Consider the following 18,229-nt stretch of genomic DNA (forward strand, 5'->3'; position numbering starts at 1 on the left):
GCGCAGCGATTCAACCCGAAGCCGGGACGGCCTGCCCGTCCCGGCTCGACCATTACCGGAGTAACACATGCGTATTGGTGTACTTGGCGCCGGACAACTCGGGCGCATGCTCGCCCTTTCCGGTTACCCCCTGGCCAAAGAGTTTGTCTTCTACGACCTGTCCGGCAGTCCCAGTGCCGGTCTTGGCGAGGTCATCATCGACCGCAATCATGAATACCTCAAGGACTTCCTGTCCCGCGTCGACCGGGTAACGTACGAGTTCGAGCATCTGCCGGTGGAGGTCGCCGAAAGCATCGCCCGGGAGAAGCCGGTATACCCGTCACCGCGCGCCCTTCAGGTGTGCCAGAACCGGGAAGCGGAAAAGACCCTGTTCGGCAGCCTGGGCATCCCGACTCCGGAATGGCGCATCGCCGACAGCGCCGGGACCCTGAAGAAGGCGGCCGAGGAACTGGACTGCCCGGTGGTCGCCAAGTCCAACACCGAAGGTTATGACGGCAAGGGCCAGGCGGTCCTGCGCAGCCCGGACGAGGCCGCCGCAGCCTGGGAAAGCATCGGCCACGAACGGCTGATCGTCGAGAAGTTCGTCGATTTCCAGCGTGAGGTGTCCATCATTGCCGCACGCGGCATCGACGGTGAACTGGCGTTCTACCCCATGGCGGAAAACGTCCATAGCGAGGGCATTCTGCGCTATTCCATCGCCCCGGCACCGCGCCTGAACCCCGACATCCGGGAAGACGCCGAACGCTACATCCGCACGCTACTCAACGAGCTGGACTACGTCGGCGTGCTGGCCCTGGAACTGTTCGAAACCGCCGATGGCCTGGTGGCCAACGAGATGGCGCCACGCGTCCACAACTCCGGCCACTGGACCATGGAAGGCGCCTTCACCAGCCAGTTCGAGAACCATATCCGCGCCGTTTCCGGACTGCCTCTGGGCGACACCAGCCCCCGCGGTGTCAGCTGCATGGTCAACATCATCGGCGAGCACGGTTCGATCGCCGATATCCTCAAGCTGCCCTACACTCACCTGCACCTGTATAACAAGCAGGAACGCCCCGGCCGCAAACTGGGCCACGTCAACGTGTTGGCCGACAGCTACGAGGAACTGGTCTGGCGCGCCCGCAACTGCGCCACTTTCCTGCCCGGCACGCCGGAGCTGGACTGTTCACTGACCCGCTCCTGAGACATCCGATCACCCGGCCGGGGCGCATCCGCAACCCGGCCGGCGTGACCTTCGCCACCACCACCTTGCTCCCGATCATCCCCCTGCCCCGGGCTGCACATCGCCCCCTTGAAAAAAGTCGCGTGACCCCAATATGTTAGGACGTGGATTCGCCCCATCCAGGGTGTTAAGCTCTGCAAACCACGAAACGACCGGAACGCCAACGCCGCAGGCTGTATCGCGCGTTGCGTTCGAAATAAATCGTGAAATAACTGTTGAGAGAAACGAGGGAGACCTATTCATGGCATTTGAACTTCCGGCACTGCCGTATGAAAAGAACGCACTTGAGCCGCACATCTCTCAGGAAACCCTGGAATACCATTACGGTAAGCACCATCAGACCTACGTCACCAAGCTGAACGGGATGGTTGAAGGCACCGAGAACGCGGACAAGTCTCTGGAAGAGATCATCAAGAGCGCCGGTCCGGGTGGCCTGTTCAACAACGCCGCCCAGGTCTGGAACCACACGTTTTACTGGAACTGCCTGAGCCCGAACGGCGGTGGTGAGCCGACAGGCGCCGCAGCCGAAGCCATCAGCAAGACTTTCGGTTCCTTCGACGCGTTCAAGAAGGAATTCAACGAAAAAGCCGCCGGCAACTTCGGCTCCGGCTGGACCTGGCTGGTCAAGAAGGCTGACGGCAGCGTTGCTATCGTCAACACCGACGACGCCGACACTCCGGTGGCCGGTGACGACAAGCCGGTGCTGACGGTCGACGTCTGGGAGCACGCGTACTACATCGACTACCGCAACTCCCGCCCGAACTACCTGGAAGCCTTCTGGAACCTGGTCAACTGGGATTTCGTCAACGAAAACCTGGCCGGCTAACCGGACCCTGTCTCAAGCCGGTCCTGCGGGACCGGCCTGTTGACGCACAAGAACGCCCGCTCCCCTGGAGCGGGCGTTTTTTGTTGCAAACCTTTACCGGCCAATACTGGACTTTGGCCGCTTATACAGCTATTTAACAGGTTACAGATTGGTAATCGCCGGGAATGGAGCGTCGATCCAGCCCTTTCAATAACGGGGACCCAAGCCTGCCCCGAGCGTTGCAGGGAATGGCTGTTTCCGCCACGGATCCGCCCGCCCCAGACAGTCGGACGCGCCTGGCGCCATCGGCGTTGCGATGGCCATACGGCGCTTGTCGCTTCCTGCATAAAGAGCGTCCAACGGTGGGCATTGACGTAGGGACCGCAAGGAACAGCCCGATACACCATTAAGCGCTGGATAATGACCAAAAAGTTTCAGATAGAACACCGCCTCGGCTATCGCATTCTCCGCTGGGTTCTGCTGGTCGCGCTGCTCAGCGGCATCGTCCTGAGCACCGCACAGATCATTGTCGACGCCAACCGTGTGTCCGATGACCTGGACCGGCAGGCCAACCAGACCCTGTCACTGATCCGCGATGCCGCCAGTCAGGCGGTTTACAGCATCGATGAGGACCTGGCCCAGCAGGTGGTCGACGGTCTCTTCGAACAGCCCGCCATCCGTTCCGCCAGCATCACACACCCCGACGGCGAAATCCTGGCCCAGAACAGCCGCATCCTCCTGCCGGCTGACTATCGATCGCTTACCGACCCCATCTTCGGACCGGAACGGCACTACCGCGTCGAGCTGACCCGGGGCACCGAATCACCGGTGGTGTACGGTTACCTGGAAGTCAGCGTGGATACCGTCTACAGCGCCGCCTCCTGGCTTGAGCGGGCCACCCTCACCTTCCTTTCCGGCATTGCCCGGGCCATCGTGCTGGGCCTGGTGCTGTTCTTCGTCTTCCACATCCTGCTGACCCGCCCCCTGTTCCGGATCATCAACTCCATTTCACGGGTGGACCCGGAGCATCCCGGAGACACCCTGCTGGAGATGCCCCAGGGTCACCGCAACGACGAACTGGGGCTGTGGGTGAACGCCACCAACAACCTGCTGGTGACCATCACCGAGAACCAGGAGAAGCAGGCCGAGGCGGAAGCCCGGGTAAACCGGCTGTCCCGCTACGACAAACTGACCGGTCTCCCCAACCGGGAGCTGCTATTGGCCATGCTGGGCACTGCCCTGGAAGAGCACCGACGCAGCGGCGACACCCTGGCCACGTTCTGCTTCGGCGTCGACGACTTCAAGAGCATCAACGAGCAGAACGGCTACCACATGGGCGACCAACTGCTGCAGACGATAGCTGACCGGCTCAGCGGCGACGGCCCCAATGGCCCGCTGGTCGCGGCACGCCTGGGGGGCGACCAGTTCGTCGTGGTCGAGCAGCACCTCAAGGATGGCTACCAGTGCGCCGCCACCTCGGAGTGGCTGCAGCGTCAGGTGGCCCGCCCGGTGCGCCTTGCCGGTCGGGACATTGCGGTGACCGCCACTATCGGCATCGCCCTGTACCCCGACGACGCCGAACACAGCGAGCAGTTGCTGCAACGGGCCGAGCAAACCATGACCCTGGCCAAAACCAACGGCAGCAACCAGTTCCAGTTCTACGTCGCCAGCGTCGACCAGAAGATCCGCGACCGCAAGCAGCTGGAACGGGACCTGTATCGCGCCCTGGCCGAGGGTGAGTTCCACCTCGTCTACCAGCCCCAGATCAATCTCGACAGCCGGCGCATCATCGGCGCCGAGGCGTTGCTGCGCTGGGACCATCCCGAGCACGGCCCGATTCCACCCGACCAGTTCATTCCCCTGGCGGAACTGAGCGGCTCCATCGTCGACATCGGCCAGTGGGTGCTGGACGAAGCCTGTGCCCAAGCCGCCCGCTGGGCCAGCCAGGGGATGCCGATCCGCATCGCGGTCAACCTGTCGGCGGTACAGCTGCGCCAGGACGACTTGGTGGACTCGGTGCTCACCACCCTGCGCCGGCACGCCATCCCGCCGGGCCGGCTGGAGCTGGAAGTGACCGAAACCGGCTTCATGGAGGACCTGGACAGCGCCATCGAAAAACTGGTGCGCCTGCGCAACGAGGGCATCAACATTGCCGTGGACGACTTCGGCACCGGTTACTCGTCACTGACCTACCTCAAGCGCCTGCCGGTCCAGCATCTCAAGATCGACAAGCAATTCGTCTGCGACTTGCTGGTCAACGAAGAAGACACCCGGATCGCCAATACCATCATCGACCTCGGCAAGAGCCTCAACCTGGACGTCATCGCCGAAGGCGTGGAAACCGAGGAACAGGAGTTCTACCTGCACAACCGCGGCTGCCACCTCGCCCAGGGCTACTATTTCAGCAAACCTCTGAAACCCGACGACTTCGCCAGTTTCATCACCTCGTTTCACCGTAAAATCACAGCCAACTCAACCGAAAACTGACAGCAAGGAATTTCCATGACGACGACGCTCATCGGCTTGGCGGTCATTGCCGCCGTAGTCATCTTTGTTATCGCCATCTACAACCGGCTGGTGTCCCTGCGCAACCGCTTCAAGAACGGCTTCTCGCAGATCGACGTCCAGCTCCAGCGCCGCCACGACCTGATTCCCAACCTGGTGGAATCCACCAAGGCGTATATGGCTCATGAGCGCAACACCCTCACCGAAGTCATGGAAGCCCGCAACCAGGCAGTGTCGGCCCAGAAAGACGCCGCCGGCGACCCGGCCGACGGCCAGCGCATCCAGAAACTGTCGTCCGCCGAGAACATGCTGTCCCGTGCCCTGGCCAACTTCTACGCCGTGGCCGAAAACTATCCAGAGCTGAAGGCCAACGAGACGGTCCAGCAAATGATGGAAGAGCTCTCCAGCACCGAGAACCGCGTCGCCTTCGCCCGTCAGGCCTATAACGACGAGGTCATGGTGTACAACACCTACCGCGAGAAATTCCCCAACAACGTGATCGCGGGCTTTTTTGCCTTCAAGCCCAGCGAGCAGCTGCAACTGGAGAATCCGGAAGCCCGTCAGGCGCCGAAAGTCAGCTTCTGACCAAAGGTCTGATCGAGCATGCAGAAACTGGGATTCTTTGAACGGCAGGAGCGCGCCCGCCGCAACACATCGCTGCTGGTCCTCCTGTTCACCGTTGCCGTGGTCCTGATCACCCTGGTGGTGGACCTGATTGGTTATCTGGCAACCCGCGATATCGAACCGGTGCCGCATTTCGGCGCCTGGCTGATCTCCAAGCAGGGCATCTACACGTCCATTGCCGTGGTGGCCGTCGTCGGCTTCGGCTCGCTGTTCCGCTGGATCGACCTCGCCGGCGGCGGCGATCGCGTCGCCCGCATGGTGGGGGCGCGCCAACTGGACCCGTCCAGCCAGGATCCGGACGAGCGGCGTTTGCGCAACGTAGTGGAAGAAATGGCCATCGCCAGTGGCGTGCCCGTGCCGGACCTGTACGTGATGGACAACGAAACCGCCATCAACGCCTTTGTCGCCGGTTACAGCGCCAGCGAGGCCGTCATGGTGGTAACCCACGGCACCCTCACCCAACTCTCGCGAGACGAGCTCCAGGGTGTCGTCGCCCACGAGTTCAGCCATATCCTCAACTCGGACATGCGCATCAACGTGCGGCTGATCGCGCTGCTCGCCGGCATCCTGATGATCGGGCAAATTGGCCAGTTCCTGCTGGGCAGTGCCGGCCGGCGCAGCTACACCAGTTCCCGGGACGACAAGGGACGTGGTGCCATGATCGCCATCGGCCTGGCGCTGATACTGGTGGGGTACATCGGCCTGTTTTTCGGGCGCCTGATCCAGTCGGCCATCTCGCGCCAGCGGGAAATGCTGGCCGACGCCTCTTCGGTGCAGTTCACCCGCAACCCGGAAGGCATCGCCAGCGCGCTGTACCGCATCGGCCAGACCAGCGGCTATTTCCAGACCACCAGCCACGCCAGCGACGTGAACCACATGTGCTTCAGCGAAACCGTGCGCATGCGCTTCGCAAGCTGGCTGGCGTCCCACCCGCCGCTGGAGGAACGCATCAACGCCATCGATCCGGCACTGCTGGCACGCTTTCGCAACCGCCGCCGCGACGACATCAAACCCACGCAGCCATCGCCGGGCGTATCCTCGACGGCAACAGGCGGAGCCAGTCTCCAGGCGGGTCTGAGCGCCCTGACCGAGCCAGTGATCGGCGCCCGCACCTCACCTCTCGCCTCCGGCACGCGCCTGTCGGAAAGTGCTGGCGCGGTGACTCCGGCCAACGAAGCCTACGCCCAGCGTCTGCTGACCCAGCTGCCAGACAACGTCCGCACCCTGCTCTACACCCGCACCGGGGCGATCCAGTACTGCTACAGCCTGATCTTCCACGACATGTCGGACGCCGAACGGACCGCTGCGCTGCAACACTCGCCGGAGCAGGCGGCCCTGGCTCTCGACCAGGATATGATGGCCCGTTTCTATCCCACCCTGGAGGCATTGGGCGACGCCATCCGACTGCCTGCCCTGGAGCTGGCAATGCCGGCTCTGCGCAAGCTCGATCCACAGGAACGGGAAACGCTGGAAGCGGTGATGGGACGTCTGGCCCGGTCCGATGGCCGGGTGACCCTGTTCGAGTTTGCGCTACTCAGCTTTATCCGGCGTCACCTGACCCCCGCCGGCCGTCGCCCGGACCGGGTGCGCTACCGTCGCTTCGCGGATGTATCAGCGAGTCTGGGCACACTGCTGAGCCTGGCAGCCCGCTCAGCCACCGAGACAGCGGAGGAGGCAGAAGCCTGCTACCAGGAGGCTATCGCCGGCTTCGAGAGTCAGTCAGTGAGTCTGGGGCCGCTGCGACAGAAGGTCAGCTCGCGGGAACTTCTGGAGGCGCTGAATCAGCTGCGGGGCCTGTCGCCGATGCTCAAACCGGCGATCATCGATGCCTGCGGGCACTGCATCCTGCGGGATGGTCAGGTGGTGGTTCGGGAGTATGAAATCCTGCGACTGGTCGCCGATCAGCTCGACTGCCCCATGCCACCGCTGCCGGTCAGCCAGGCAGGCTGATACCGGCTCAGCGGCGGGTCGCCCCTCAGTCCTGCTCGGGCGGACGCAGCCGGTTACGTTCAAACAGGCCGTCGATGGGCGGCCGTTCACGAGGGCCGATGTCTTCGGCGGTCCCTTTCTCGCGCATCCCCAGGTGCAGGTTCCACAGTCCCTGGTACTTGTCGTCGGTCACCGCCACAGTGTCGGCCTTTTCCAGCAGGATCTTGGGCCGCAGGAACACCAGCAGGTTGCGCTTGATCTTGGTTTCCGACTCGGACGAGAACAGGGCGCCCAGGTAGGGAATATCGCCCAGCAGCGGAACCTTGCTGCGTGAGACGCTGTAGTCTTCCCGGATCAACCCACCCAGGACGATGGTCTCGCCGTCGTCCGCCAGCACGGTGGTCTTGATCTGGCGCTTGTTGGTAACCAGGTCGGACGCGGATTCCACGCTGTCCGCAATGTTTTCGGTGGTCTGCTCGACAATCAGCTTGACCGAATCGTCCTCGCTGATGGTCGGCGTCACTTTCAGGGTCAAGCCGACGTCGCGCCGCTCAATGGTCTGGTACGGGTTCGACACCCCGTCGCTGGTGGTGGTGGTCGACCCGGTGACGAACGGTACGTTCTGACCCACCACAATCTCCGACTCCTGATTGTCCAGGGTGATGATGCTCGGTGTGGACAGCAGGTTGGCGGCGGTGGAGTTGGACAGCGCCTGGATCAGCACGCCCCAGGTGAAGCCGCCGTCGCTCTGGTCGCCAAACCCAATCGACGCGCCTCCGGTTGAGGGTGCCACAAACTCGTCCGATACCACGGAGCTGATGACCTCTCCCAGGCTCAGGCCGACATTGCCGAAGTTGGTGCCCAGCACCCCGGTATCCTCACTGCCGGCACCAAACTGAACCCCGACGTCCTTGCCTACCTCGTCGCTGATTTCGACGATGGCCGCTTCGATCATGACCTGGGCCCGGCGTACGTCGAGCGCGTCCACCACGGCATCCACTTCCTGCATGATCGACGGCTCACCACGCACCACGATGGCGTTCAGACCCTCGTCAGCGAAGATGGCAAAGCCGGAGGTGTTACCCGAACCACCGCCGCTGGACGACTGGCCCTGCTGGGTTTCCTTGGCAACCTCTCCCATGACGCCCTTGAGCAGCTCGGCCAGGGACTCGGCGTCGGCGTGCTTGAGACGGATCACCTTGGTGGTGCCGCCCGAGGCCGAAGGCTGATCCAGTTTGCGGATCAGCTCGCGCATTTTCTCACGGAAGTTCTCATCACCGCGCAGGATCAGCCGGTTGCTGCGCTCGTCGGCGGTGACGCTGTACTTGTTGGCGGATTCGTTGGCATTCTGGCCCAGCTCAGACGGTGCCAGTTCCTGCAGCAGGCGCACCATGTCGCCCACCCAGGCTTCCTCCAGCTGGATCACTTCCACTTCGTACTTGGACGGACTGTCCAGCTCCTTAACGATGCCTTCAATGCGATCAACGTTGGCGCTGTGATCACTGACGATCAGGGCGTTGGCCGCCGCAACACCGGCCAGGTGACCGTACTTGGCTACCAGCGGGCGCAGAATTGGCACCAGTTCGAGAGCGTTGGCGTTGTTGACCTGGATAACCTTGGTGATCAGCTGCTCGGAGGGTAGGGATTCGAAGCGTTTGAGGGATTCGGCCGACTGCTTGGCGTCCACCTGCTGGACGATCTTGATGACCTCCTCGCCCGGGATGGCGGTGAACCCGTGCACCTGGAGCACCGCCAGGAACAGGTCGTAGATCTCGGCCTTGTTCATCGGCGCGGAGGACAACACCGTCACCTTGCCCTTGACCCGGGGGTCCACCACGAAGCTGTAACCGGTGATGTCCGCGATCTGGGTCACGAAAGCGCGGATATCGGCGTCCTTGAGGTTAAGCTTCCAGGTGCCTTCCTGGCTGTGTACCGCCGCGCTGAGCGGCAGCAGCAGGACCAGAACCAGAACCCGGATCAGTGGCGTCTTCAGATGTGTCATGCGGTGCTGTTTTCCTGTAACTGAGAATCTGTGGCGAGCGTCGTGTTCGCCCTTTCTTATAATCGTTTTATACCGGCGCCGGATGTCATTATTGCGGCAGCGCATAATTCACGGTGAAGCTCGTGCCGTCGCGCATGACCTCCACCTGGATCTGCTCCTGCTCACGCCAACCGCCGTCCAGCAGGGCCCGGTCCTGCTCAATGTCGCCTAACGGCTGGCCATTGATCGCCGTGATCACGTCGCCGGACTGCAGGTTCAGGGCCGACAACATGGGATTGGAGCCGTCGTACACGTACCCTTGGGCGGCACCGGACGTCACTGGCTGCAGACCGTAACGCGCCAGCGCCTGATCGCCGTCACGGGCCAGTTGCTCCCGCGCATCGTCAACGAACGCTTCCGGCGAATCGTAGTCGGCTTCGGTGGACTGCGACACCATACCGCCTGTCCCGTCCTCTTCAAAGGCCAGCGACTCGACCTGCCCATTACGCCGGATCAGGATCCTGTGGGATTCCACCTCCACCAGCTCGATATCACCGGGCATGATGTCACCGACGTGATAGTACGCCGTTGTACCGTCAGTTCCTGCAACTATAGCACCGGAGTCGGCGCCACGCGTTGCCACCACGACGCCTTCCAGCGTCATTCGCAGGTTCGTCTCCGGAGCGCTGCGTTTGACCACCGCAGCAACCGGGGTGCCGGTCTCCGGTCGCCCGAATAAATCATAGGCGGCCAGTGGCGTACGCGAGCCGGGCGCGGCACTGGCCATCGCGGACGCCGTCGCACGAATCCCCGGCGCCAGCGGATCGGACCAGACCGCCAGCCAGGTCAGACGGCCGGCAAACCACGCGGCGTAGACGACCAGGCCGATCAACAGCAGATTGGCCAGCCAGCGCGGCAGCCCATTGAACGATGCGATACCCTGAATGGATGCCATGAATCAGCCCTACCCTGCCGGCAGCACGCGCTGACGGACACTGAACACCACGTCCCCGGGCGACGCGCTACCCGACCAGGGCTGGTTCACCATATCCAGCATGCGCTTGAACAGCTCAATGCGCATCATGCCGTCGGGCTGGAGCGTGGCGGCGATCACCGGGTCCGGACTGGTTGTGCTGGAAATCAGCAGATCCACCTGCCCCGCCCCCGGGTCCCGAACCAGCCGGGCCTGCATCGGCGGCAGCGTTGCCGACTGACGACCACCGCCTTGCGGCCATGACACCTCACCGCCGGGCCAGGTCGCCAGACCGGCGAGCTCGGTCAGTCGCCCATCTTTCAGGGCCGCGTTCAGACGATCGACGGAGATGTCACCGTCGATCATGGCCCCGCCGCTGCGCCGGATTTCCCGGCTGAATTCCGCCACATTGATACGGCCTCGCGCCGACACTTCCCCCGACTGCCGGCCGGTCACCAGAAGCGCCCCTTCCAGACGGGAGGCCGGCGTCTGTAGCTGCCAGGACAGGGGCAGGAAGCCACCGTCGGCAAACAGACCTTCGAGCTGCCAACCGGCCTGGACCGAATGCCCCATGACCTGCCCCTGGATCGCCCCGTTCCAGAGCTGGCCGGAGACCCGCTCCACCTGGACGCCCGGCGGCAGTTCAATCGCACTGCGCCCCATGTGCCAGGCCCAGCCGGCTGGCACCCACACCACCAGGGCCACGGCGTAGACCAGCAACGCCAGTACAAGCAGGGCAATCACCTTGCCGGGGCGGAGAAATCGGGATTCGGGATGTGCGGCCATAGGGTTCGTACAATCAGTCGACGCGTCCTCACGCAAGTGCTCTGGAGTCTATCAGACCCCTGATATAAGTGCATGACGCACGCAATAACCCCGTCCATGAGTCAGGACGACGATGCAATTCCGGCAATCGACGCCAGCAGGCCGGACCGGCGGTCAGCAAGGCGCCTGAAACATCGCCAATACTTTGTTATCAAAGCATATTGTCATGACGCTGAGATGAAACAAAACGGCAAAAAAAAGCCCCGCGTCGAAACGCGGGGCTTTTGCGACCTTAAGCGGTCAGGCGTCAGGTGACGGCCGGCTTACATCATGCCGCCCATACCACCCATTCCGCCCATGCCACCCATGTCCGGCATGGCGCCGCCAGCTTTCTCGTCTTCCGGCTCGTCAGTCACCATCGCTTCGGTGGTGATCATCAGACCGGCAACGGAAGCGGCTGCCTGCAGCGCGGAGCGGGTCACCTTGGCCGGGTCGAGGATGCCCATCTCGAGCATGTCGCCGTAGCCTTCGGTTGCCGCGTTGTAGCCGTAGCTGCCTTCGCCCTGACGGACCTTGTCGACAACCACAGAGGCTTCACCGCCAGCGTTGGTGACGATCTGGCGCAGAGGCGCTTCCATCGCACGACGCAGGATGTTGATGCCGGCTTTCTGCTCTTCGTTTTCAGCCGCAACACTGTCCAGAGCCGCCAGGGCACGGATCAGCGTCACGCCACCACCGGCCACGATGCCTTCTTCAACGGCAGCGCGGGTGGAGTGCAGCGCGTCTTCAACGCGAGCCTTCTTCTCTTTCATTTCCACTTCGGAACCGGCGCCAACCTTGATGACGGCAACACCGCCAGCCAGCTTGGCAACGCGCTCCTGCAGCTTTTCCTTGTCGTAGTCGGAAGAGCTGTCTTCGATCTGCTTGCGGATCTGCTCAACGCGCGCTTCGATATCCGCCTCGGCACCCGCGCCATCGATGATGGTGGTGTTTTCCTTGGAGATGTTGACGCGCTTGGCAGTACCCAGATCATCCAGGGAAGCGTTTTCCAGGGTCAGACCCACTTCCTCGGAGATGACGGTACCGCCGGACAGGATGGCGATATCCTGCAGCATTTCCTTGCGACGGTCACCGAAGCCAGGCGCCTTCACAGCAGCAACCTTGACGATGCCGCGCATGTTGTTGACGACCAGGGTCGCCAGCGCTTCGCCTTCGATGTCTTCGGCGATGATCATCAGCGGCTTGCCTGCCTTGGCGACGCTTTCCAGCACCGGCAGCAGTTCGCGGATGTTGGAGATCTTCTTGTCCACCAGCAGGATGTACGGATCGTCCAGCTCGGCGGTCATGCTGTCCTGGTTGTTGACGAAGTACGGAGACAGGTAGCCGCGATCGAACTGCATGCCTTCAACCACGTCCAGCTCGTCTTCCAGGCCACGGCCTTCCTCGACGGTGATAACGCCTTCCTTACCAACACGCTCCATGGCGTCGGCAATGATCTTGCCGATGGTTTCGTCGCCGTTGGCAGAGATGGTGCCGACCTGGGCGATGTTGCGGCTGTCGTCACAGGGCTTGGCCATGTCACGGATGGACTTGACCGCAACGGTGGTGGCCTTGTCGATGCCACGCTTGAGGTCCATCGGGTTCATGCCCGCGGCAACCGCTTTCAGACCTTCGTTAACGATGGACTGGGCCAGTACGGTCGCGGTCGTGGTGCCGTCGCCCGCCGTATCGTTGGTCTGGGAAGCGACTTCCTTGACCATCTGGGCGCCCATGTTCTCGAACTTGTCTTTCAGCTCGATTTCCTTGGCAACGGAAACGCCGTCCTTGGTGACGGTCGGTGCGCCGAAGGACTTGTCCAGAACCACGTTGCGGCCTTTCGGGCCCAGAGTCACTTTAACCGCGTCAGCCAGAATGTTGACGCCTGCAACCATACGCTTGCGGGCTGAATCGCCAAATTTAACGTCTTTAGCTGCCATAGTTGTCTTTCCTGTGATCGTTTATTCGTTAAACCAGTCGTCGAATATCGGGTTAAACGTGGGAACCGGACTTAGCTTTCCAGTACGCCGTAGATATCGCTCTCGTTCATGATGAGCAGATCTTCGCCGTCAACCTTCACGGTGTTACCAGCGAACTGACCAAACACCACCGTATCACCGACGTTGACCGCCAGGGCACGGGTTTCGCCGTTGTCCAGAACGCGACCGTTACCAACGGCGATCACCTCGCCCTGGGACGGCTTTTCCTTGGCGTTGCCGGGCAGGACGATACCGCCAGCGGTCTTCTCTTCCTCTTCCTTACGGCGTACGACAACACGATCGTGTAGCGGACGAATTTTCATTGCTCGGTTTCTCCAAATAGTCAGATTGTCATTGGCAATGAGGTTTGCTCAAAACGCTGGGGCTCGTAAGCGCCTGTTTTGTCAGGATCTTCGTGACCCTCAGCAAACTTGTGATCCTTATGTGGGGGTTTGCACCTACATTTCAACTCCCCGTGGCGAAAAATTTTTCACTTTTTTTCCAGCCAATCCCGCTCCTGCGAAGGCTTCCCGTCGTCCTCGTGGCGGTACTCCCCCTCGATGATATCGTCATCCTTCGGGCGCCCCTGGTCGAAGGGATTCTGGCCGCCCATGTGGAAATGGAACTGACTGCTCGACGACCCGGCCACCACCATCCGCTTGAGGGCCTTGGAAGCCAGCCACTGTCGGGTGAACGGCAGCAGGCACAGGAAGCCAACCGTGTCGGTGACGAAACCGGGAGTCAACAGCAGCGCGCCGCCTACCGCCAGGATCAGCCCTTCGGCCACCTCGCGGGCGGGCAGCTCGCCGCTGTTCAGTCGCTGGTTGGCCCGGAACAAGGTCGACAGCCCCTGTTGACGCAAAAGAGCGGCACCGATGACGGCAGTCAGCAGAACCAGCCCCACCGTATTCAACGCCCCGATAATGCCGCCCACTTTGATCAGGACCACCATCTCGACGATGGGCAGCGCAATGAATCCCAAAAACAGGAAACCCATGTCAGGCTCCTCAATTGCTGTGTGTAAACGGGGCCATGCTCACCAAAGCCCCTCTGATATACTGCCGCTCGTCATGTGCCCGGTTAACGCGCACGCGCCGGCATAACCATCCCACAACAAACAATTAGGGCAGAGCATGAAACTTCAAGATTCCGTGATTGCAATCACCGGTGGCGGCCAGGGTCTGGGCCGTGCCATGGCCGAGTACCTGGCCGCCCGGGGCGCCCGACTGGCGCTGATCGACCTGCTGCCGGAAAAGCTGGATGACGCTGTCGCCGCGTGCCAGGCGGCGGGTGGCGACGCCCGCGCCTACACCTGCAACGTGGCGAAGGAGGACGACGTTGAGACCACGTTTGCCGCCATCGTCGCCGATTTCGGACAGCTCAACGGGCTGATCAACAACGCCGGCATCCTGCGTGACGGGCTGATGGTCAAGGCGAAGGACGGGGAGATCGCCAAACGCATGTCCCTGGCCGAATGGCAGGCGGTGATCGACGTGAACCTCACCGGCGTGTTCCTGTGCGGCCGGGAAGCGGCCAGCAAGATGATCGAGAACGGCGACCCGGGCGTGATCATCAACATCAGCAGCATTTCCCGCGCCGGCAACATGGGTCAGAGCAACTACTCCGCCGCCAAGGCCGCCGTCGCTGCGCTGGTGCCGGTCTGGGCCAAAGAACTGGCGCGTTACGGCATCCGCGCCATGGGCATCGCGCCCGGCTTTATCGAAACCGAGATGACCGCCTCCATGAAACCGGAGGCGCTGGAGAAGATGACGGCCGGCATTCCGCTCAAGCGCATGGGCTCACCGGACGAGATCGCCTCGGCGGCCGCTTTCATCTTCGAGAACGATTACCTGTCCGGACGCATGATCGAGGTGGACGGTGCCCTCCGGCTCTGATTCCGGCGACGCCGGCATGACCCGGGAGCAGATCATCTGGCAGGTGGTCTGCGCCATCCCGACCGGCCGCGTCGCAAGCTACAGCCAGGTGGCGGAGCTGGCTGGCTTCAAGGGGCTGGCGCGCTTCGTGGGGCGCACCATGGGACAGCTGCCGGAAGGGTCCGACGTGCCCTGGCACCGGGTGCTGAAGCAGGACGGCCGCATCGCCTTCCCGCCGGACTCCAACCGTTTCCATTTCCAGAGTCGGCGGCTGACCGAGGAAGGTGTGCTGGTGCGCAACGGCAAGGTCTCGATGCCCCGGTTCCGCTGGCAGCCCTGACGCCGCCCCTGACTCCGTCGGTCTAGGCTGGCCGCTGCTGGGCCGCCCCGTCCTGATCGCCCTCCGCCGCTTCCTTGGCGGGCGCCAGCGCGTCCAGCCGCTTGCCGTGCCGCATCATGTACAGGCACAGCAGAATGGCCGGCAGGCCGGTTGCCGCCGAGATCAGGAAGAACCCGCCGTAATCGAACCCCTCGACCACCAGACCGGAGAAGCCGCCGATGAACTTGCCCGGCAGGGTCATCAGCGAGCTGAACAGCGCGTACTGGGTGGCGGTAAACGAAGCGCTAGTCATACTGGAAAGCCAGGCAATCAGGGCTACGTTGGCGATACCGCCGCTGAGGTTATCGGCGCTGACCACCAGCGCCAGGGTCCAGATATCCGGCGGATACTGGGCGATCAGCATGAACAGCAGGTTGCTGCCCGCGGTCAGGATCGCGCCGATCAGAAGAATCGGACGGATGCCGTAGCGGGCCACCAGCAGCCCCCCCACCCCCGACCCCAGGATGGTCATGAAAAACCCGAACACCTTGGTGACATCCGCGACATCGGTCTTCGAGAAGCCCATGTAATTCAGATAGAACGGGTTGGCCATTACGCCCATGGCGATGTCACAAATGCGGTAGACCGCCACCAGCAGCAGGATCATCAGCGCCAGGTCGCGATAGCGCCGGAAAAAGTCCAGGAAGGGACCGCCCACAGCAGCGGAAAACCAGCCGGTCATCCGGGCCATTCGCGGCGACAGATGCCCACGGCGCATCACCTCTTCCTCCACCCGGTGCGCCAGATCCGCCGCAGCCGCATGGTGGTTGACCCTGGGCTCGCGCACCACAAGGACGGTAGCAATTCCGACGCCTACCAGCAGCGCCATCACATCGTAGGAGATCTGCCAGGACCAGAACTCCGCGAGATACAGGGCTCCAGCCCCCGCCACCAGAAGCGCCACGCGATAGCCAAAGATGTAGGCCGCCGCCAGGGCCGCCTGGATTCGGGGTTCGGCGATCTCGATGCGGTACGCGTCGATGGCAACGTCCTGGGTGGCGGAAGAGAACGCCACCAGCAACCCGCAGAGCGCCATCAGGGTGGGTGCGGCGACCGGATCGATCCGCGCCATCAGGAACAGCCCGACGGCGATCCCGCACTGGGCCAGCAGCATCCAGCTGCGGCGCTTGCCAAGCAGTCGATCGAGCACGGGCAGGGACACCCGGTCCACCACCGGCGCCCAGAACACCTTGACCGAATAGGTGATCCCCAGCCAGCTGAAGAAACCGATGGTGGCGGTTTCCACACCCACGTCCGCCAGACGGGCGTTCAAGGTGGAGAAGACCAGCAGGAACGGCAGCCCGGCCGAGAACCCCAGGAACAGCATGGCCACCACCTGCCACTGGGTGAACGTCTTCAGGGCCTCGAAAAAGGCATCGCGCCGGGCGTGGGGAGTGATGGCAAAGGCTCCGTCAGTCGCGGAAATTGTTGAACTGCAGCGGCAGCTCCAGCTCCGATTCCTTGATCAGGGCAATCGCGCCCTGGAGGTCGTCGCGCTTCTTGCCGGTAACGCGCACCTTGTCGCCCTGAATGCTGGCCTGGACTTTCATCTTGGCGTCCTTGATCAGCTTGACGATCTTCTTGGCGTCCGGCGTTTCAATGCCCTGGCGCAAGGTGAAGTGCTTGCGCATCAGCTTGCCAGAGTGGGAGTCCTCCCCTTCCACCAGAGATCGGGTATCGACGCCACGCTTGGCGAACGCCATCCGCAGCATGTCCATCAATTGCTCGAGCTGGAAATCCTGCTCGGCGCTGACGGTGATGCCGTTGTCGTCCAGCTCGAAGCCCGCCTCCACGTTCTTGAAATCCCAGCGATTGCCCAGGTCGCGCCGGGCCTGGTCCACCGCGTTGGTGACTTCGTGCATGTCAATTTCGGAAACAATATCAAAGGACGGCATGATGTCAGCTCCAGATGTGCGAACCGACTGGTGTATCGGGTTCATCAGCCATGAATTCGCAGGTTTGCCAATCAGACCGCAGCACAGTCACAAATTGTGGCTATAATGGCCGCGAAATACTCGGACAGCGACACGCCCATCGGACGGAGCGGCGCTTTTCTACCGGCCGCTAGGATAGCAACTTGCTCTGGCGGTCGCACCATGGATCGGACCGTGACACGTAGTGAGTCAACATGCCCAATTTCGACCTGCCCATCCTCGTCGTCGACGACGCCAAATTCAGTAGCATGGTGGTCAGCCGCGCCCTTGCCAAAGCCGGTTACGACGATGTGCGCATCGCCCATAATGCGCCTCAGGCCCTGGAGCTGATGGAGCAGCGCCCCGTAGGCCTGCTGATTGCCGACTGGCTGATGCCCGAGATGGATGGCCTTGAGCTGACCGACCGGGTGCGGCAGATCGACGAACAGGAACACCACTACACCTACGTGATGCTGCTGACGGCGCGGGAGAGCGTCGAGGCCCTGGCCGAAGCCTTCGACCGCGGCGTCGACGACTTCGTCTACAAGTCCGAGATGAACCGCCAGCTCCTGCCGCGGGTATTCGCCGCCGACCGCATCACCGACCGCCAGAACTCCCTGCTCAGCAACAACGCGTTGCTGGAGCGGCGCAATCAGGAGCTGCAGGCCCGCAACATCGTGGACGTGGAAACCGGCCTGTATAACAACAACTACGCCGGCGACCGACTGGAGCGCTGCCTACGCCAGGCGGACAGTCGGGGCGGCGCCTGCGCCTACCTGCTGGTAGGAATCCGCAACTGGAACACCCTCAAGGCCCAGTACCTGCCGTCTACCATGAAGGAACTGGCCACCACCATCGGCCAGCGCCTGGAGCACCTGATTCGGCCGATGGACAGCCTGTGCCGGATCGCCGACAACCAGTTCGCCATCGTGGCCTACTTCGACAACCCGGAACATTGCACCACCGCCACCTTCCGGCGCATTCACGACGGCATCAACCACCAGGCCCTGAAGACCTCCGTGGGCTACATTTCGCTGGAGGCCGACATGGTCCTGTGCCGTTGCGACGGACAGCTTCCCGGCCCCGGCGTCAAATCCGTACAGCAGGCCGCCAGCCAGGGTCTGGCCAACGCCCACGAAACCCGCCTGTTCACCGAAGTTCGCGCCCGGGTACCGGAGATAGCCTGAACATTTCGTTACAACGGTACACACTTCACACACAGACTTCAGAGCGGGCCAGCCTTA

The 18,229-nt window shown here is 62.5% G+C and carries 16 protein-coding genes; 8 read left to right on the forward strand and 8 right to left on the reverse strand.

Annotated features, from left to right (window positions below):
* Nucleotides 1–67: 67 nt before the first annotated feature.
* From DKK67_RS17255 to DKK67_RS17275, 5 genes are all read left to right on the forward strand, one after another.
* Nucleotides 68–1,183 (forward strand): 5-(carboxyamino)imidazole ribonucleotide synthase, encoded by a 1,116-nt coding sequence (locus tag DKK67_RS17255; protein WP_111497757.1) that lies wholly within the window; start codon nucleotides 68–70, stop codon nucleotides 1,181–1,183.
* A gap of 280 nt (nucleotides 1,184–1,463) precedes the next feature.
* On the forward strand, nucleotides 1,464–2,048 hold the full coding sequence (locus tag DKK67_RS17260) for a superoxide dismutase (RefSeq protein ID WP_111497758.1): 585 nt from the start codon (nucleotides 1,464–1,466) through the stop codon (nucleotides 2,046–2,048).
* A 399-nt stretch (nucleotides 2,049–2,447) separates the two neighbouring features.
* On the forward strand, nucleotides 2,448–4,514 hold the full coding sequence (locus DKK67_RS17265; protein WP_111497759.1) for a putative bifunctional diguanylate cyclase/phosphodiesterase: 2,067 nt from the start codon (nucleotides 2,448–2,450) through the stop codon (nucleotides 4,512–4,514).
* A gap of 15 nt (nucleotides 4,515–4,529) precedes the next feature.
* Entirely contained in the window at nucleotides 4,530–5,117 is a 588-nt protein-coding gene (locus tag DKK67_RS17270) for a LemA family protein (RefSeq protein WP_111497760.1), read from the forward strand.
* 18 nt (nucleotides 5,118–5,135) lie between these two features.
* Nucleotides 5,136–7,106, forward strand: a complete 1,971-nt coding sequence (locus DKK67_RS17275) for a M48 family metallopeptidase (protein WP_111497761.1) — start codon at nucleotides 5,136–5,138, stop codon at nucleotides 7,104–7,106.
* 25 nt (nucleotides 7,107–7,131) lie between these two features.
* Here the strand turns inward: DKK67_RS17275 and gspD are convergent, their stop codons facing one another.
* The 6 genes from gspD to DKK67_RS17305 all read right to left on the reverse strand — a co-directional run bounded on the left by gspD (nucleotide 7,132) and on the right by DKK67_RS17305 (nucleotide 13,816).
* Nucleotides 7,132–9,087 carry a type II secretion system secretin GspD gene (gene gspD / locus DKK67_RS17280; protein WP_111497762.1) on the reverse strand — a complete coding sequence of 652 codons (1,956 nt, stop codon included), beginning with the start codon at nucleotides 9,085–9,087 and terminating at the stop codon, nucleotides 7,132–7,134.
* Nucleotides 9,088–9,175: 88 nt separating this feature from the next.
* On the reverse strand, nucleotides 9,176–10,021 hold the full coding sequence (locus DKK67_RS17285; RefSeq protein ID WP_111497763.1) for a type II secretion system protein N: 846 nt from the start codon (nucleotides 10,019–10,021) through the stop codon (nucleotides 9,176–9,178).
* Nucleotides 10,022–10,030: 9 nt separating this feature from the next.
* Complete coding sequence (locus DKK67_RS17290) at nucleotides 10,031–10,825, reverse strand: type II secretion system protein N (RefSeq protein ID WP_111497764.1); 795 nt, start codon at nucleotides 10,823–10,825, stop codon at nucleotides 10,031–10,033.
* Between the two features lie 302 nt (nucleotides 10,826–11,127).
* The gene (groL, locus tag DKK67_RS17295; RefSeq protein WP_111497765.1) at nucleotides 11,128–12,780 is read right to left on the reverse strand and encodes a chaperonin GroEL; all 1,653 of its coding nucleotides are present in this window, start codon (nucleotides 12,778–12,780) and stop codon (nucleotides 11,128–11,130) included.
* 71 nt (nucleotides 12,781–12,851) lie between these two features.
* Nucleotides 12,852–13,142 (reverse strand): co-chaperone GroES, encoded by a 291-nt coding sequence (gene groES / locus DKK67_RS17300; RefSeq protein WP_111497766.1) that lies wholly within the window; start codon nucleotides 13,140–13,142, stop codon nucleotides 12,852–12,854.
* Between the two features lie 167 nt (nucleotides 13,143–13,309).
* The gene (locus DKK67_RS17305) at nucleotides 13,310–13,816 is read right to left on the reverse strand and encodes an FxsA family protein (RefSeq protein WP_111497767.1); all 507 of its coding nucleotides are present in this window, start codon (nucleotides 13,814–13,816) and stop codon (nucleotides 13,310–13,312) included.
* 136 nt (nucleotides 13,817–13,952) lie between these two features.
* Between DKK67_RS17305 and DKK67_RS17310 the strand changes: the two genes are divergently transcribed.
* Entirely contained in the window at nucleotides 13,953–14,714 is a 762-nt protein-coding gene (locus DKK67_RS17310) for an SDR family oxidoreductase (RefSeq protein WP_111497768.1), read from the forward strand.
* A 16-nt stretch (nucleotides 14,715–14,730) separates the two neighbouring features.
* The gene (locus DKK67_RS17315) at nucleotides 14,731–15,033 is read left to right on the forward strand and encodes an MGMT family protein (protein ID WP_111497933.1); all 303 of its coding nucleotides are present in this window, start codon (nucleotides 14,731–14,733) and stop codon (nucleotides 15,031–15,033) included.
* A 22-nt stretch (nucleotides 15,034–15,055) separates the two neighbouring features.
* Here DKK67_RS17315 and DKK67_RS17320 read toward each other — a convergent pair whose 3' ends face one another.
* Together DKK67_RS17320 and DKK67_RS17325 are read right to left on the reverse strand one after the other, a co-directional pair.
* Entirely contained in the window at nucleotides 15,056–16,408 is a 1,353-nt protein-coding gene (locus DKK67_RS17320) for an AmpG family muropeptide MFS transporter (protein ID WP_228160687.1), read from the reverse strand.
* A 76-nt stretch (nucleotides 16,409–16,484) separates the two neighbouring features.
* On the reverse strand, nucleotides 16,485–16,967 hold the full coding sequence (locus DKK67_RS17325) for a YajQ family cyclic di-GMP-binding protein (RefSeq protein ID WP_111497770.1): 483 nt from the start codon (nucleotides 16,965–16,967) through the stop codon (nucleotides 16,485–16,487).
* 233 nt (nucleotides 16,968–17,200) lie between these two features.
* Here DKK67_RS17325 and DKK67_RS17330 point away from each other — a divergent pair, with 233 nt between their 5' ends.
* Nucleotides 17,201–18,172 carry a GGDEF domain-containing response regulator gene (locus tag DKK67_RS17330; RefSeq protein ID WP_111497771.1) on the forward strand — a complete coding sequence of 324 codons (972 nt, stop codon included), beginning with the start codon at nucleotides 17,201–17,203 and terminating at the stop codon, nucleotides 18,170–18,172.
* Nucleotides 18,173–18,229: the final 57 nt, after the last annotated feature.

The organism is Marinobacter bohaiensis, from assembly GCF_003258515.1.
Lineage (GTDB): Bacteria > Pseudomonadota > Gammaproteobacteria > Pseudomonadales > Oleiphilaceae > Marinobacter_A > Marinobacter_A bohaiensis.